The sequence below is a fragment of the Streptomyces sp. NBC_00252 genome, from assembly GCF_036187565.1.
Classification (GTDB): Bacteria; Actinomycetota; Actinomycetes; order Streptomycetales; family Streptomycetaceae; genus Streptomyces.
This window is the reverse complement of the sequence record NZ_CP108087.1, coordinates 150,078-167,464: the sequence shown is the minus strand read 5'-3', so window position 1 is coordinate 167,464 and position 17,387 is coordinate 150,078. Positions and strand designations below refer to the sequence as shown.

10 protein-coding genes and 1 pseudogene are annotated in these 17,387 nt (G+C 68.7%); 10 read left to right on the top strand and 1 reads right to left on the bottom strand.

What is annotated here, in order from left to right; genetic code table 11:
- The first annotated feature begins 38 nt into the window (after positions 1–38).
- Complete coding sequence (locus OHT77_RS00655; protein ID WP_328825895.1) at positions 39–1,115, top strand: RNA-guided endonuclease InsQ/TnpB family protein; 1,077 nt, start codon at positions 39–41, stop codon at positions 1,113–1,115.
- A gap of 31 nt (positions 1,116–1,146) precedes the next feature.
- Here the strand turns inward: OHT77_RS00655 and OHT77_RS00650 are convergent, their stop codons facing one another.
- Positions 1,147–1,635, bottom strand: a complete 489-nt coding sequence (locus OHT77_RS00650; protein WP_328825894.1) for an RICIN domain-containing protein — start codon at positions 1,633–1,635, stop codon at positions 1,147–1,149.
- A 160-nt stretch (positions 1,636–1,795) separates the two neighbouring features.
- Here OHT77_RS00650 and OHT77_RS00645 point away from each other — a divergent pair, with 160 nt between their 5' ends.
- The 9 genes and pseudogenes from OHT77_RS00645 to OHT77_RS00605 all read left to right on the top strand — a co-directional run bounded on the left by OHT77_RS00645 (position 1,796) and on the right by OHT77_RS00605 (position 17,357).
- Positions 1,796–2,584 carry a transposase gene (locus OHT77_RS00645; protein WP_328825893.1) on the top strand — a complete coding sequence of 263 codons (789 nt, stop codon included), beginning with the start codon at positions 1,796–1,798 and terminating at the stop codon, positions 2,582–2,584.
- Positions 2,585–3,291: 707 nt separating this feature from the next.
- Positions 3,292–4,887: an arabinofuranosidase catalytic domain-containing protein gene (locus OHT77_RS00640; protein WP_443047873.1), complete on the top strand. Its 1,596-nt coding sequence runs from the start codon at positions 3,292–3,294 to the stop codon at positions 4,885–4,887.
- 114 nt (positions 4,888–5,001) lie between these two features.
- Positions 5,002–7,452 carry an RICIN domain-containing protein gene (locus tag OHT77_RS00635; RefSeq protein ID WP_328825891.1) on the top strand — a complete coding sequence of 817 codons (2,451 nt, stop codon included), beginning with the start codon at positions 5,002–5,004 and terminating at the stop codon, positions 7,450–7,452.
- 47 nt (positions 7,453–7,499) lie between these two features.
- A complete protein-coding gene (locus OHT77_RS00630) occupies positions 7,500–8,621 on the top strand; it encodes a ricin-type beta-trefoil lectin domain protein (protein WP_328825889.1) in 1,122 nt (373 codons plus the stop codon).
- Positions 8,622–8,716: 95 nt separating this feature from the next.
- Positions 8,717–10,186: pseudogene (locus tag OHT77_RS00625) on the top strand (endo-1,4-beta-xylanase); the annotation flags it as partial.
- 438 nt (positions 10,187–10,624) lie between these two features.
- Positions 10,625–12,052: an arabinofuranosidase catalytic domain-containing protein gene (locus OHT77_RS00620; protein ID WP_328825887.1), complete on the top strand. Its 1,428-nt coding sequence runs from the start codon at positions 10,625–10,627 to the stop codon at positions 12,050–12,052.
- Positions 12,053–12,088: 36 nt separating this feature from the next.
- The gene (locus OHT77_RS00615) at positions 12,089–13,768 is read left to right on the top strand and encodes a glycoside hydrolase family 27 protein (RefSeq protein ID WP_328825886.1); all 1,680 of its coding nucleotides are present in this window, start codon (positions 12,089–12,091) and stop codon (positions 13,766–13,768) included.
- A gap of 70 nt (positions 13,769–13,838) precedes the next feature.
- A complete protein-coding gene (locus OHT77_RS00610) occupies positions 13,839–15,380 on the top strand; it encodes an arabinofuranosidase catalytic domain-containing protein (RefSeq protein ID WP_328825885.1) in 1,542 nt (513 codons plus the stop codon).
- 144 nt (positions 15,381–15,524) lie between these two features.
- Entirely contained in the window at positions 15,525–17,357 is a 1,833-nt protein-coding gene (locus OHT77_RS00605; protein WP_328825884.1) for an RICIN domain-containing protein, read from the top strand.
- The last annotated feature ends 30 nt before the right edge of the window (positions 17,358–17,387 follow it).

The following is a 17,387-nucleotide window of genomic DNA, read 5'->3' as shown; positions in this document are numbered from 1 at the left end:
CACCCGCCACTCACACGGGAACTGATCGATCGTGAGGTATGACGCAGCAGGTGAAGCGGGCGTTCACGTACCGCTTTTACCCCACAGGCGAGCAGGCGGCCGAGCCGTCGCGTACGTTCGGCAGCGTCCGTCTCGTCTGCAACAAGGCGCGAGAAGAGCGCACCCGGGCCTGGTACGGGGAGCAGCGCCGCGTCTCGTACGTCCAGTCGTCGGCTGCGCTGACCCACCGGGAGAAGGCCCGCGCGTCGGCCGAGTACACCCGCGCCGCCTTCTCGTGGCGCGACGGACAGCTGACTCTGGCGAAGACGGCCGGTCCGCTGGACATCCGCTGGTCGCGTCCATCCCCGGAGGGCAGCGAGCCGACCACGGTGACTGTGTCCCGCGACACGGCGGGTCGCTGGTTCGTCCCCCTGCTCTGCGAGGAGACCACCGCCCCAGCCTCCGCCACCACAGCGGCCGTCGGCCTGGACGCCGGGATCACCTCCCTCGTGACCCTGTCCACCGGCGAGAAGGTCACCAACCCCCGGCACGAGCGCCGTGACCGCGCGCGTCTCGCCAGGGCGCAGCGGGAACTGTCCTGCAAGGCCAGGGGTTCGGCGAACCGGGAGAAGGCCCGCCGCAAGGTCGCCCGCGTGCACGCGCGGATCGCCGACCGGCGCCGCGACTTCCTGCAGAAGCCGTCGACTCGTCTCGTCCGTGAGAACCAAACGGTCGTGATCGAGGACCTCACCGTCCGCAACCTGCTCAAGAACCACAAGCTGGCGCGCGCCATCTCGGACGCGTCGTGGACGCGACTGCGGTCGATGCTGGAGTACAAGTACGCCTGGTACGGGCGCGAACTCGTCGTGATCGACCGCTGGTTCCCCAGCAGCAAGTTGTGCGGAACCTGCGGTACGGTCGCGCCGAAGATGCCGCTGAACGTCCGCGCGTGGACGTGTGGTTGCGGCGCGGTGCATGACCGCGACGTGAACGCGGCACGCAGCATCAAGGCGGCCGGGCTGGCGGTGTCTGCCGGTGGAGCTGGTGTTAGACCTCAACGGGAGTCCTCCCGGACGGGGCAGTCGTCGGTGAAACAGGAACCCCAGTGGGCGACCGCTGGAATCCCCCGCCTCTAGGCGGGGAGGAAGTCAAGCAGCTCCCAAGAACTCACCCACAGACGGCTAGAGTACCGCGCGCGAAATGTTTCGCTCCTGTGGCAGGGGCTGGTCGCGGACCCGCCCGGCGGTGTCGAAGTGGGTGGATGCGGGGGAGTGTTGGGCGCTGTGGAGGGGCGCTCGCGGGATCAACTCGGGGACGACCATTGCTGGTTGCCCTGCCGTTGCAGGGCCAGGTGATGACCTTGGTGCCGGGGCTGGTGCCCTGGATGGAGGCGTCCGGGCACAGCCAGCTGCTGCCCAAGTACACGGTCAGCCCGTGCGAGGCTGTCTGGGACCAGGTCTGGTTCGCCGCCCCGCTGCAGTCCCAGATCTGTGTCCGCCCCCCCCGCGAGCGCCCCGGTGCCCGGGAGGCATGCGCGCCGCAGCGGGATCCGGGCGGGCGAAGGAGGCCAGAGTGCGATGAGTTCGTGGGGAACGGCGTTGGGCTGCCGGGAACCGTCGGCGTTCCGTGTCTCACGTAGTACTGAAAAGTACCCATGACAGCGCTGTGCGCCGGCACCGTGGAGGGATGAGGATCCGGGGTGCGTGACGGTTTCTGGCCAGTGGGTGGTTTGGCTTCTGTGCGCGGGTGGAGTGCTCTGTGGTGCCGTTCGCATGCGGCGGCACGCTGATCTGTGCTGTCGCGGAAGGGGCCGGGCGTGCAGGTGATCTTCGAACGGTGTGCCGGACGTACCCAGGCGTACCGGTGGCGACGGTCCGCTCGCCGGGGCAGCGCGGAGGTTCACGGGCAACGCAGACGCGGACCGTCAAGACGACCGTGCGCGCTGGCCGATCTGGGCGACTGGCCGGCCTGCGCAGGGGTGGAGCTGGTCGGCACGGAAGCGGCGGTGGTGTACTGGAAGTCCGTCTTCGCCGCGCTGGAGGGGCGGTTCCCCTGCTGGCTGGTGAACGTGGCCCATCTGCGCAACGTCCTGGGCCGCAAGACCGAGGATCTGCTGGCGCATGTCGACGGGTTGGAGCGGCGGTTCGACGCCTGCGAGGCGGAGTTCGCGATCCGGCTTGCCCCGCGCCAAGAGGTCCTGGAGCTGATCCAGGCCATCCCGGGGGCTGGGGCGAAGGTCGCCCAGGTGCTGATCGGCGAGATCGGTCGGGACATGTCGGCGTTCTCGTCGTCGGATCATCTCGCCTGCTGGGCTGGGCTGTGTCCGGGAAATCAGGCTTGGGGCGGCAAGCGCAGGGGCGGACGCAGCCGGCCAGGTTCGAAGTGGCTGAAGGCTGCGCTGACTGAAAGCGGTGTGGGGCGCGGTCAATGCCAAGGGCACCTACCTGCACGCGCATCACGTGCCGATCAAAGGCTGGGCGGGCGGCTTCAAGACTCTCGGTGCGACTCGCCACGACATCAGCGTGGCCTGCTGGCACATCGTTCACGACCAGGTGCCCCACCGGGAGTTGGGCCCCGACCGGGCGACAAGGCGATTCATCCTTGAGCAACGCCAGGCGGCTGACCGCCCAGCTCGGAGCCCTCGGTTTCGACGTCACCATCGGACCCGCGGGAACCGGATCCTCCTGAACCGGGCTCGACACGAGTGCGGCCCCGCCCCGGGCCTCGCTCAAAGGTGGCCGTGGGGCCCCGGATTCACATCCCGGCAACACTGACGAAGCATGGAGCGAATCGATTCCACGCAAGCGCTTCGACGGGAGACCACGACCGGCGGGATGCGGGGTCAACGGCGCGCGCGAGGCGAATGGGCGCCGACGCGCGGATCGGGGCCTCGCCGCTTCGGCCGGTGTTCGGCGGACCGGCCGCCCATCGTCCGGGTGTGGTGGCTGCGTCCCTGCTCACCGACGTAATGGCGGGTCACCCAGGTATGCCGGGCCGGACCGCGGGCCACACCGAAGTGACCGACCGCATGTGCGCGGCGGGAGGTTTCAGCCTCCACCTGGCTGCCGCTACATGGGGCCGCTCGGGCATGCCGATCCGTTGCGATCTGCAGGGAATCAGCCATCGAATCGATTCCGCGACAAGGTTCTGAGCAGATGACTCGGACCCCCTTGACAGTCCTGTGAGTCGGGAGCACCGTCTCCCCCCGAAACCTCTCTGCAATCCCACGGCAAAAACGGCATGCAAGCGCTTCCGTTTCACTGGCGCCACACACAGCCCGACTCGGTTGCGCCGGCACGGTAGGGAGATGAGATGGGAACCACACGTGGAAGACGCCGCCCGCTGCCAGGACGCGGTGGCGTCCGACGGCTACTCGCGGCGGTACGGCGCCGAGGCAGGGCAGAAAACGTGCCTGACCAGGCATCTGTCGCTTCGTGGGAGCGCTCCCGCAGCTCTCGGGCGAGAGCGTTCGCCCGGGCGGGGGCCGCAGTTGTGCTCGTCGCCGGCGCGCTGGTCGGCGCCACGGCCACGGCCGGCACCGCACGGGCCGCCACGTCCGGCCCGTGCGACATCTACGCGACAGGCAGCACGCCCTGCGTGGCGGCGCACAGCACGACGCGAGCGCTGTACGCCGCGTACAACGGGCCGCTCTACCAGGTCCGGCGTGCCTCGGACAACACCACCCGGGACATCGGCCTGCTGAGTGCGGGCGGATACGCCGACGCCGCCGCGCAGGACTCGTTCTGCTCGGGCACGACCTGCCTGATCACGATCATCTACGACCAGTCGGGCCGCGGCAACAACCTCACCCAGGCGCCCGGGGGCGGTGCCGCGGGCGGCCCCGACAACCTCGCGAACGCGACCGCCGCGCCCACCACGGTGGGTGGTCACAAGGCTTACGGCGTCTTCGTGGCGCCCGGCACGGGGTACCGCAACAACCACACCAACGGCATCGCGACCGGGGACAACCCCGAGGGCATGTACGCGATCTTCGACGGCACGCACTACAACGGCGGGTGCTGCTTCGACTACGGCAACGCCGAGACAGACAGCAACGACGATGGCAACGGCACCATGGAGGCCATCTACTTCGGCAACATCAAGGTCTGGGGCTACGGTGCGGGCAACGGCCCCTGGGTCATGGCCGATCTGGAGAACGGCCTGTTCTCCGGAGTCAACCAGCACTACAACGCGAACGACCCGACCATCAACTACCGGTACACGACCGCCATCGTGAAGGGCGGCCCGAACCACTGGGCGATCCGCGGCGGCAACGCGCAGTCGGGGGGCCTGTCCACCTTCTACGACGGGGTGCGTCCCAACGTCGCGGGCTACAACCCGATGCGGAAGCAGGGCGCCATCATTCTGGGCACCGGCGGCGACAACAGCAAAGGCGCCCAAGGCACCTTCTACGAAGGTGTGATGACCTCTGGCTACCCGTCGGACGCCACCGAGAACGCGGTGCAGGCCAACATCGCGGCGGCCGGATACAGCAACTCCTCCGGCGGGTCGAGCACCGGTGCGCTGCACGCCGTGGGCGCGGGCAAGTGCCTGGACGTGCCGAATGCGTCCACCACGGCCGGTACCCAGCTGCAGATCTGGGACTGCAGCGGTGGCACTGGCCAGACCTGGACCCGCACGTCCTCCAACCAGTTGACCGTCTACAGCGGCAGCAGCCAGATGTGCCTGGACGCGTACAACAACCAGACCTCCGCCGGTACCAAGGTGGTGACCTGGCCGTGCAACGGCGGGGCCAACCAGCAGTGGCAGGTGAACTCCGACGGCACCGTCACCGGCACACAGTCCGGGCTCTGCCTCGACGTCACCGGTGCCTCCACGGCCAACGGCGCTCTGGCCGAACTCTGGTCGTGCAACGGCGGATCGAACCAGCAATGGCGTCTCAGCTGACCTGAACCTCTGCAGCCCGTGGCCGGCTCACTGTCGGCCACGGGTGCACCCGGTCCCGTATACAGGCGACCGCGTGACATCCCCGGGCGCACGCGTCACCACAGGAGGATGACGATGTCCAGAGCCAGAGTGCTCTGCGGCCTCTGGGCCGTCCCCGCAGGTCTGCTCGCCCTGCTCGCCGGGAGCGTGGCCACGGCCGGGGCCGCGAGCGCCGTACCGGCCGAGCCCCGAGCGGCGGCCGCCGCCCTGTACGTGGCGCCGGGGGCGGCCCCGGGCGGGGACGGCAGCGCCCAGCTGCCGTTCGCCACCATTGACCAGGCGCAGCAGCCCGCGCACCAGCTCTCGGCCGATTCGGACGTGGTGGTCTACCTGGCCGGTGGCACCTACCGGCTGTTCAAGCCGCTGACCTTGGGCTCCGGCGACGGCGGCCAGAACGGCCACACCATCACCTACCATGCCGTGTCCGGGCAGCAGCCGGTCGTGACAGGCGCCCAACAAGTATCGGGTTGGCAGGTGCATGATCAGAGCGCCAATATCTGGTCGGCCCACGTCGGCAGCGGTGTGAACACACGTCAGTTGTACGTGAACGGCAAGGAGGCACCGCGAGCGGCGATCCAGGTGCCCCGCTCCGCGTTTACCTTCACGCAGTCCGGCCTGACCGTCACCGACTCCTCCCTCGACTACCTGGCCGGCCTCTCGGACCAGAACCACATGGAAGTCGAGAGCCTCAACTCCTTCACCGACCGCTATGCGCCGGTCCAGTCGATCAGCGGCAGAACCATCACCATGCGGCAGCCCGCGTGGAACAACAACTCCTGGGGCTACGACACCATCAACGCGCCATTCGCCGGCGGGACGATGTACCTGGAGAACAACTACGCGTTCCTGAAGCAGGCCGGACAGTGGTACCTCGACTCGTCCACCGGAGACCTCTACTACCGGGCCCAGCAGGGACAGAACCCGAGCAGCCTCGACATCGAACTGCCCCGTTTGCAGAGCCTGCTCGGCATCAGCGGCAGCTACGGCTCACCGGCGACCGGCCTGGGGTTCACCGGCATCCGGTTCACGGGAACCTCCTGGCTCGGCCCGAGCGGATCCGACGGCTATGCGGACCAGCAGAGCGGCGCACACATCACCGGCGCCTACGCGATGCCCGCCAACTGGCTGAGCACCTGCAAGTCGGGGTGCACACAGTTCGAGGCCACCCGTAACCACTGGGCGCAGATGCCCGCCGCCGTACAGGTCTCAGCCGCCACCGGCATCACGTTCTCCGGCGACACGTTCTCCGAACTCGGGCAGGCCGGACTGGGCGTGGGCAACGACGGCGCCGCCACGGCCTCCGGCACTGGACTCGGCGCCAACGGGGTCACCGTCACCGGCGACACGTTCACCGATCTCGCCGGCAGCGGCATCCAGGTCGGCGGGATCCAGCCGGACGCACACCACCCGAGCAACCCGCAGATGACCAACCAGAACATCGTCATCAGCAACAACCGGGTCAGCGGAGTGGGCACCGACTACAAAGAGACCGCGGCGATCCTGTCGACCTACATCACCAAGGCGACGATCACCCACAACCAGTGCGACCACCTGCCCTACGACGGGATCGACATCGGTTGGGGCTGGGGCGCCAACGACCCGGGCGGCAGCCAGGACTACGTCAACCGGGGCACGTACAACTACCAGCCGATCTACAGCACTCCCACGACGCTGAAGAACACCACCGTCTCCTACAACCTGATCTTTGACACCAAGAACGCCATGTTCGACGGCGGCAGCATCTACAACCTGTCCGCGAACCCCGGCTCGGTGATCTCCGACAACTACATGTACGGCAACCGCCGCACCACCGCGCTGTATCTCGACGAGGGCTCCCGCTATCTGACCGTGTCGAACAACGTGGTGCAGGACGCCGGCAACTGGGCGCTCGCCAATGCCAACGCGAACAACCACACCGACGACAGCACCTTCTCCGGCAACTGGTACAACGGCGGCAACACCTACGTCGCCACCGGTCCTCCGCACAACAACGTGCTCAACGGCAACGTCCAGGTCAGCGGCACCAACTGGCCGACGGGCGCGCAGCAGGTCATCCAGCAGGCAGGCGTCCAGCCCTCGGGCGGCGATGGCGGCTTCCCCACCGGCTACCACCGGCTGGTGATCGGCAGCAACAGCCTGTGCATGGACGTGTACGGCAACTCCGGCAGCCCCGGCGCCGCGGTCGACCAGTGGACCTGCCACGGGCAGAGCAACCAGCAGTTCCAGTTCGTGCCGGGCTCGGGCGGCTACGGACAGCTGCAGGCGCAGAACTCCGGGCAGGTCGTGGCGGTCTCGGGCGGCTCCACGGCCGCCGGTACGCCCGACATCGTGCAGCAGGCCCCCGGTGGAGGCTCCAGCGGCCTGTGTCTGCCGATCCAGCAGTCCGACGGTTCGTACGCCTTCCAGAACCAGAACAGCGGCCTGTGCCTGGACGTCTACGGCGGCGTCAGCAATCCCGGCCAGCAGCTCGACCAGTGGCCCTGCAAGAACGGCCCCGGCACCAACCAGGACTTCACGCCCCGCTGACCGGCTCGTTCACCCCACCCACTGTCCCGCACCAGTGAGGAACGTCTATGAAGAAGTACTGGGCAGCCCCGGCCGCTGCGCTGACCGCCACGCTGGGTGTGGCCGCCGCGTTACCCGCGGCGGCCGCCACCGGCACACCGTCGTCCGCCGCATCGCCCGCCACCGTGCGGCTGATGCCGTTGGGGGACTCGATCACCTGGGGCGTCGGCAGCCCGTCCGGGAACAGCTACCGGGGCTTCCTGGGAAGCCAGTTGGCGGCCGAGGGGCATGCCCTGGACTTCGTCGGTTCGGGCCGCAACGGCACCCTGTCCGACCCGGACAACGAAGGCCACTCCGGCTGGCGTATCGACCAGATAGCGGGCATCGCGGACTCCGTGCTGGCCCGCTACCGCCCGAACGTGGTCACCCTGGAGATCGGCACCAACGACCTGAACGGCAACTACCAGGTTCCGACCGCCCCCGACCGGCTCCGCGCGCTCATCGATCAAATCACCCGCGACGCCCCCGACGCGACCGTCCTCGTCGGCACCGTGATCGTCTCCATGAGCGGAGCCGAGGAGGCCAACCGGCCCGCGTTCAACGCCAGGCTCCCCGGCATCGTCCAGGCCGAGCAGAGCGCCGGCAAGCACGTACGCCTGGTGGACATGAGCGCGTTGACCAGCGCGGACCTGTCCGACTCCCTGCACCCGAACGACAACGGCTTCCGCAAGATGGCGGACGCCTTCAACGCCGGTGTCCAGGCCGCGGACGCGGCGGGCTGGATCAAGCCGCCGGTTTCCGTGAGCGGACAGGTGCGCTCCGGGATCGCGGGGAAGTGCCTGGACGTCAACGGCGGCAACAGCGCCAACGGGACCGCCGCGGACATCGTGTCCTGCAACAACTCCGACGCGCAGCGGTGGTCCGCGCACTCGGACGGCACGCTGCGGGCGCTCGGCAAGTGCCTCGACGCCACCGGCCGCGGCACCGCCAACGGCACCAAGGTCGAGATCTGGGACTGCAACAACGGTGCCAACCAGCAATGGCAGGCGTACAGCGGCGGCTACCGCAACCCGGTCTCCGGCCGCTGTCTCGACGACCCCGGCGCGTCCATCACCGACGGTACGCACCTGGTCCTGTGGGACTGCAACGGCGGTGCCAACCAGCAGTGGACCGCTGTGCCGGTCTCCTGAGCCGCGCGACCCGGCACCACCGCAACAGCGTCTCGCGTTCGGTGTCTCCCCCTGATCGCAATCCCCCGCCCCCCACACAAGGAGAATGATCGTTCATGTCATGGCTCAACGAAGAGCCCCGTCTCCGCAAGGCCCTGGTCTCGGCCACCGGTCTGACGGTCGGCACCGTACTGGTCCTGGCCGCGACCGTGGCCCCCGCCGCACACGCGGCTTCCGGCACACTGGGCTCGGCCGCGGCCGGCAGCGGACGCTATTTCGGAACCGCCGTGGCCGCTGGGAAGCTCGGCGACTCGACGTATTCCACGATTCTCGACCGGGAATTCAACATGATCACCCCGGAGAACGAGATGAAGTGGGACACCACCGAACCGTCCCGCGGCAACTTCAACTTCGGCCCCGGCGACCAGATCGTCAACCACGCCACCGCACACGGGCAGCGGATGCGCGGCCACACCCTGGTCTGGCACTCCCAACTGCCCGGCTGGGTCAGCTCCATCGGCGACGCGAACACCCTGCGCAGCGTGATGAACAACCACATCACCACGGAGATGACCCACTTCAAGGGCAAGATCTACGCCTGGGACGTGGTCAACGAGGCCTTCGCCGACGGCGGCAGCGGTCAGCACCGCAGTTCGGTGTTCCAGAACGTGCTCGGCAACGGCTTCATCGAGGAGGCGTTCCGCACCGCCCGGGCAGCGGACTCCTCGGCCAAGCTCTGCTACAACGACTACAACATCGAGAACTGGACCGACGCCAAGACCCAGGGCGTCTACGCGATGGTCAAGGACTTCAAGGCGCGCGGCGTGCCCATCGACTGCGTCGGCCTCCAGTCCCACTTCGGCGCCGGCGGCCCGCCGTCGAGCTTCCAGACCACCCTGTCCAACTTCGCCGCACTCGGCGTCGACGTCCAGATCACCGAACTCGACATCGCCCAGGCTTCCCCCACCGCCTACGCCAACACGGTCAAGGCGTGCATGAACGTTGCCCGCTGCACTGGCATCACCACGTGGGGGATCAGGGACAGCGACTCGTGGCGGACGGGGGAGAACCCGCTGCTGTTCGACAACAACGGCAACAAGAAGCCGGCCTACGACTCGGTCCTGTCCGCGCTGGGCGGCAGTACGGGGAACCCGGGAGGCATCGTCTCAGGCACGGTGTATTCGCTGAGCGATGTCGCTGCGGGCCGGGTGTTGGACGTGCCGGGCGGACAGACGGGCAACGGCACACCCCTGCAGGTCTGGGATGCCAATGGCACTGCTGCGAATCAGCAGTGGCGGGCGAATCAGAACAGCGACGGTTCCTACACGCTGACGAACATCGCCGGCGGGCGTGTGCTGGACGAGCCGGGTGGCCAGACGGGCAACGGCACGCGGATGGAGATCTGGGACTCCAACGGCGGCGCCAACCAGCACTGGCGGGCGAGCCAGAACGGCGACGGTTCGTACACCCTGACCAACGTCGCTTCCGGCCGGGCGCTGGAGATCCCCAGCGGGCAGAACGGCAACGGGGCCCCGGTCCAGATCTGGGACTCCAACGGCGGCGCGAACCAGCACTGGAACTTCCGGTGAGGTGATCGGCGCCCAGCGCGCTCCCGCCCCGAACTTGCTGCGAAGTCCAGGTCGGGAGCCCTGGGAACGAAACCCCGCGTCCGGCACGGCGACCGTCGCCGGACGCGGGTTTCGGCATGCCCTCACCGCGGCCTGACCAGGACCAATACATGGGATGGATTGGGTTCCTGTCGCTCAGAAATGTCTATTGACACCTCGATATGGCTGTGGGATCACTATGTGACATGGGATGTCTGAGTGTTCCCTGTGGGTGCCCCCCGGGCACGCTGACGGGAGCGGTCGACCCCTCTTCCGAACCCGTTTCGGACAGGCAGGGCACTCTCCGTCCGCGTCCCCCCGCATATCCGAGGACACAGAATGCAGCCTTCATCCGCTCCGCTCTGCAGTACCGCGGCTCGCGCACCACGCCTACCGGCGGCGGCCGCCGTATGCGTGATGGCTCTGCTGGCCATGCTGCTGGCGTCCACGCCGACCTGGTCGGCGCCGGCGTCCGCGGCGGCCCTGGTGAGCTCGGCGTCGGGGCGGTGCCTGGACGTCAAGGGCAACGTCGACACATCGGGCACGGCGTTGGAGATCTGGGACTGCAACAACCAGGCCAACCAGGCGTTCGAGTCCACGGCGGCGGGTGAGCTGAGGACGATGAACGGCACCCGGTGCGTGGACGCCTACGACAGCCGGACGGCTCCCGGAGCCCCGGTGGTCATCCGGCCGTGCGACGGGCGGCCGACCCAGGTGTGGCGACAGAACTCCGACGGGTCCGTCACCGGTGTCGCCTCCGGATTCTGCCTGGACGTGAGCGGAGCGGCCACGGCCAACGGCACCGCGGTCGTCCTGTGGACCTGCAACGGCCAGAGCAACCAGAAGTGGACCACGTCGACACCTCCGCGCCCGCCCAGCGGGACGGGCCCGTGCGACATCTACGCCGCGGGGGGCACGCCGTGCGTGGCCGCACACAGCACCGTGCGGGCGCTCTACGGGTCGTACAACGGCTCTCTCTACCAGGTCAGGCGCTCCTCGGACAACGCGACCAGGGACATCGGTGTGCTGGCGGTCGGCGGTTTCGCCGACGCCGCCGCGCAGGACTCGTTCTGCGCCGGCACCTCATGCGTGATCACAGCCGTCCGCGACCAGTCCGGACACGGCAACGACCTGTGGTACCAGGGATCGGCCCAGGTCCCCGGATCGAGCCAGAGCAGCCCCGCGAAGGCGACCTCCGAGGCGCTGACCGCCGGGGGTACCAAGGCGTACTCGCTGTACATCAACCCCGGGAACAGCTACTGGCGCGACGGCCACCTGACGGGCGTGCCGACCGGCAGCGCACCCGAAGGGGCGTACATGGTCACCAGCGGCACCCACGTCAACAACGGCTGCTGCTTCGACTACGGCAACAGCGAGACGACACGGAAGGCCGACGCCGCCGGGGCGATGGACGCGATCAACTTCGGCACCGAGTGCTGGTTCGGCGGCTGCTCGGGAAGCGGTCCCTGGGTGCAGGCCGATCTCGAATGGGGCCTGTACTCCGGCGGCAGCCAGTCCTGGAACACCAACCAGCGGGCCTTCCCCCACAAGTTCGTCACCGCGATGCTGAAGAACAACGGCACCTCGAGGTTCGCCCTCAAAGGCGGCAACTCCCAGTCAGGGAGCCTGACCACCCTGTGGGACGGCGGGCTTCCCGGCGGCTACAGCCCCATGAAGAAGCAGGGGGCCATCGTCCTGGGCAGCGGCGGCGACTGCTGCAAGCCCGGCGGCGGCGCCAACCTGAGCGCCGGCACCTTCTACGAGGGAGCCATGGTCGCCGGCTACCCCTCCGACGCGACCGACAACGCGGTGCAGGCCAACGTCACCGCCGCCGGCTACCGCTGACCCTCCGCTCCCACTCGGCCCAGGAGTCGATGACTTATGCCCACGACCACCGCGAGAGCCAGGCGTCTCACGCCGCTGCCGTCGCTGCTGTCCCTGCGCAGAACACTGGCCCTCGCCTTCTCGGCCGCGCTGTTCACCGTCGGCGTTTCCCTGCTCTCCGCCGGTACGGCACAACCCGCCGCCGCGCTCTCCGTCGGTACGGAGCAGCCCGCCGCGCTCGGCAACGGGCTCGCGCTGACCCCGCAGATGGGCTTCAACGACTGGAACGCGTACGGCTGCAACGTCTCCGAGTCGCTGATCAAGTCCACCGCGCAGGCGATGCACACCAACGGCATGCAGGCGGCGGGCTACTCGTACGTCAACATCGACGACTGCTGGATGACCCACAACCGTGATTCCGGCGGCCGTCTGGTGCCGGACCCGGCCAAGTTCCCCGACGGCATCAAGGGCACTGCGGACTACGTGCACTCACTGGGGCTGAAGCTGGGGATCTACGAAGACGCGGGCACCGCGACCTGCGCCGGGTATCCGGGCAGCCTCGGGCACGAGACGACGGACGCACAGTCGTTCGCGTCGTGGGGCGTGGACTATCTGAAGTACGACAACTGCAACAACAACGGGGTGCCCGGGCAGACCCGGTACACCGCGATGCGGGACGCCCTGGCTGCCACCAACCGGCCGATCCTGTACAGCCTGTGCAACTGGGGCCAGGAGAACGTGTGGACCTGGGGCGCGGGCGTCGGCAACAGCTGGCGCACCACCGGGGACATCAGCGCGAACTTCTCCAGCATGCTGTCGATCTTCCACAGCAACGTGGGACTCGCCTCCTACGCCGGCCCCGGCCACTGGAACGACCCCGACATGCTGGAGGTCGGCAACGGCTCGATGACGTCCACCGAGAGCCGCAGCGAGGTCAGTCTGTGGGCTGAGATGGCCGCGCCGCTGATCGCGGGCACCAACATCCCCTCCGCCAGTGCGGACACCTTGTCCACGCTGACCAACTCCCGGGTGATCGCGGTCGACCAGGACTCCCTGGGCAAACAGGGCACCATGGTGTCGTCCTCGGGCGGCCTGGGCGTGCTGGCAAAACCTCTGGCCAACGGGGACGTGTCGGTGGCGCTGTTCAACGAGACGGGCTCGACGGCGACCATCTCCACCACCGCAGCCGCGATCGGGAAGACCGGGGCGTCCAGCTATGCCCTGACCGATCTGTGGTCGGGGGCTTCCTCGACCGCTTCGGGCACGATCAGCGCCTCGGTGCCCGCGCACGGAACGGTGATGTACCGGGTCGCCGGCGGTACCAGCGGCGGCGGCACCAGCGTGACCGGTGCGCTGCACGCGGTGGGTGCGGGCAAGTGTCTGGACGTACCCAACTCGGCCAGTACCGCCGGCACCCAGGTGGAGATCTGGAGCTGCAACGGCGGGGCCAACCAGACATGGACGCACTCCACGTCCAACCAGCTCACCGTCTACTCCGGCAGCAGCCAGATGTGCCTCGACGCCTACAACAACCAGACCTCGCCGGGGACGAAGGTGGAGATCTGGTCGTGCAACGGCCAGAGCAACCAGCAGTGGCTGCTGAACGCCAACGGCACGATCACCGGCGTCCAGTCCGGCCTGTGCCTGGATGTCACCGGAGGAGCCACGGCCGACGGCGCCCTCGCCCAGCTGGGGACCTGCAACGGCGGCAGCAGCCAGCGGTGGACGCTGGGATGACTCCCCTTCCCCTCGGCCACCGGCAGCTTCGGTGCCGCCGCGCGGCAGCACCGCCACAGAGGAGGTCTCCATGATCGGATCAGCAACCGATCGCCGGCGAAGGCGATTCCCGGCCGTGCTCCTGGTCGTCCTGGCGATGGCCGTGGCCGCGTTGGGCACACCGGCGTTCGCGACATCCCCGCGGACCGGTACGACCGCCACCGTCCGCGCGACAGCCCACACGGTGAACACCGCAGCGGCCGACGCCTCGCTTCCCTGTGACCTCTACGCCGCGGGCGGCACGCCGTGTGTGACGGCGCACGCCACCACCAGGGCGCTCTTCGCGTCGTACAACGGCCCGCTGTACCAGATCCAGAGGGCCTCCGACCACAGCTACCGCGACATCGGAGTGCTCAGCGCGGGCGGGTACGCCGACGCGGCGTCCCAGGTGTCGTTCTGCGCGGGCACCTCGTGCACGATCACCAAGATCTACGACCAGACCACCAAGCACAACGACATGCCGATCTCCTGGGGCGGCTACTGGAAGGGCCCCGGCCCGAACGGATCCGACGTCGGCGCGGACGCCATGGCGCTGCCGGTGACCGCGGCCGGCCACCAGGTCTTCGGTATCAAGGTCACCCCCGGCGTCGGCTACCGGCTCGACCACGCGAACGGCGTGCCCACCGGGTCCCAGGCCGAAGGCATCTACATGGTGACGTCGTCGAACTACACGAGCCAGTGGTGCTGCTTCGACTACGGCAGCGGTGAGAACTCCCACACCGACACCGGCAACGCCACCATGAACGCCATCTACTGGGGCACCGCCTGCTGGTTCGGCGGATGCACCGGCAGCGGCCCCTGGGTCGAGGCCGACCTGGAGAACGGCATGTTCCACACCAACACCGGCTCCAACAAAGACCCGAACAACTCCGGCGTGCACTACCCGTTCGTCAGCGCATGGCTGAAGAACAACGGCACCAGCAACTTCACCCTCAAATACGGCAACGGTGCGAGCGGCGGCCTGACCACGACGTTCTCCGGCCCGCTGCCCAACGGCTACTCACCGATGAAGGTCGACAGTTCGGTCCTGCTCGGCACCGGCGGCGACAACAGTCCCAACGGGGTGGGTGAGTTCTTCGAGGGCGCGATGACGGCGGGCTATCCCTCCGACGCCACCGAGAACGCCGTGCAGGCGGCCATCACCGCCGCCGGCTACGGGTCGGGAGGCGGTGGCGGCACGGCGACCGCGCTGCACGCGGTGGGTGCGGGCAAGTGTCTGGAGGTACCGGGTGCGTCCACGACGCCGGGTACGCAGACGCAGATCCGGGACTGCACCGGCGCGACTCACCAGACCTGGTCCCAGACCGCCACCCACCAGCTCACCGTCTACTCGGGCAGCGGCCGGCTGTGCCTGGACGCCTCCAACAAGGGCACCAGCCCCGGCACCAAGGTCGTCACCTGGACCTGCAACGGCCAGACCAACCAGCAGTGGAACCTCAACGCCAACGGCACCGTCACCTCCGTCCAGTCCGGCCTGTGCCTGGACGTCACCGGTGCCGCCACTGCCAACGGCACCCCCGTCGAACTGTGGACCTGCAACGGCGGATCCAACCAGCAGTGGTCGCTGAGCTGACGCCGTAAGGAGACCGCACCACGCAGCGCCGGGACGGTAACCGACCGCCGCCCCGGTGTGTCACCGCAGCGCACCGGTTCCGGAAGCCGGCCCTGTCCATCACGCGCGCCGCAGCGCGGCGGCGCCGAACCGCAGGAGGATCGAATGAGGACGAGAGCGAGGGCCGGCCGTCTGGCCATGGCAGCCGGCGTCGTCTTGGCGCTGGTGCGGCAACTGCTGTCGACGGGCGACGCCCAGGCCACCTCGAGCGAGTCGCTGAGTGTGAACCTGGCATCGACGCGGGGGCCGTCGACCGGCGTGGGGGAGGGGTTCCTCTACGGCATCAGCCAGGACGGCAGCCAGCCGGTGGACCAGTTCCTTCAGCCGCTGGGGATCAACGCGTTCCGCGGCGGCGGCTGGTTCTCCGGCGGCTGGATCAAGGACAACTACCAGTACGGCGCGGCCACCCGGGCCGACCTCGACTCGATCATCGCGCAGGCGAAACGGCTCACCCAGCCGCCGTACCACGCGCAGTACCAGGTGCTGGTCAGCGACATCTACGGCGCCAACGGCGGCCAGCCGTCGAACACGACCTACCCCTGCGACAACGGCAACTGCGCCAACTGGGTCAGCTTCATCGACGCCACGGTGGGAGCGCTCCAGGCCTCGGGACTGACGTTCTCCTACGACATCTGGAACGAGCCGGACATATCCGTCTTCTGGACCCGGGGTGTGAACAGCGCCCAGTACTTCCAGATGTGGGACACCGCCTACCGGGAGATCCGGCGCCTCGCCCCCTCGGCGCAGATCGTGGGGCCGTCACTCGCGTTCACCCCGCAGAGCAACCCGGGTGAATGGCGGACCTGGCTCGCGCATGTGAAGGCGGCCGGGACGGTGCCGGACATGATCACCAACCACGACGAGGGCGATGTCGACGACCCCGTCACTGTCTCGCAGTCCCTCAACAGTGCCCTGACCACGGCGGGCATCGGTGCGCTGCCGCTGTCCGCGAACGAGTACCAGCCCGCCGACCGGCAGACCGCCGGGGTGACGGCCTGGTATCTGGCGCGGTTCGCGCAGTCCGGGTACACGAACGCGATGCGCGGCAACTGGGTGTGCTGCGTCACCCCGAACCTGACCGGAGTCCTGACCCAGAGCGGGGGCAGTTGGCAGCCGACCGGCAACTGGTGGGCGCTTCGGGACTACGCCGACATGACCGGCACCCTCGTGGACACCTCCGGCCAGGTCGGCTCGACCGCCATCTCGGCCTCCGAGGACCCCGGCAACAAGCGCGCGGTGGCGATCATCGGCAACGCGAACGGGAACAGCGGCACCGCGTCCGTGACCTTCACCGGGCTGGCGTCCGTGCCCTGGCTGGCGAACGCCGGCAGCGTGAACGTCACCGTGCACCGCATCCCCGACCAGGCGCCGCTGACCGCACCACAGGTCGCGTACGACCAGAACGTCAGCGCCTCGGGTGGCTCGATCACCGTGCCGTTCACGTTCCAGGCCTCGCATGACGCGTTCGCCGTCTATCTGACACCCGCCTCGGCCGGCGGCGGCGGCCTCCCGAGCGGCTACCACCAACTCGCGGTCGCCCAGAACAGCCTGTGCCTGGACGTGTACGGCAACTCCGCCGCCGCGGGCGCCGCGATCGACCAGTGGACCTGCAACGGGCAGGGCAACCAGCAGTTCCAGTTCGTGCCGGCCTCGGGCGGCTACGGCGAACTGCGGGCCCAGCACTCGGGCCTGGACGTGGCGGTGGCCGGCAGTTCCACGGCTGCGGGCACCCCGGACATCGTCCAGCAGGCCCCCGGCGCGGCGGCAGCCGGCCTCTGGCTGCCAGTGCGGCAGTCCGACGGCTCCTACGCCTTCCAGAACAAGAACAGCGCCCTGTGCCTGGACGTCTACGGCGGCGGCAGCAACCCGGGCCAGCAACTGGACCAGTGGCCGTGCAAGAACGCGCCCGGCACCAACCAGGACTTCGTGCCGCGCTGACCACAGCTCCGCCCCGGACACCCCTCGACC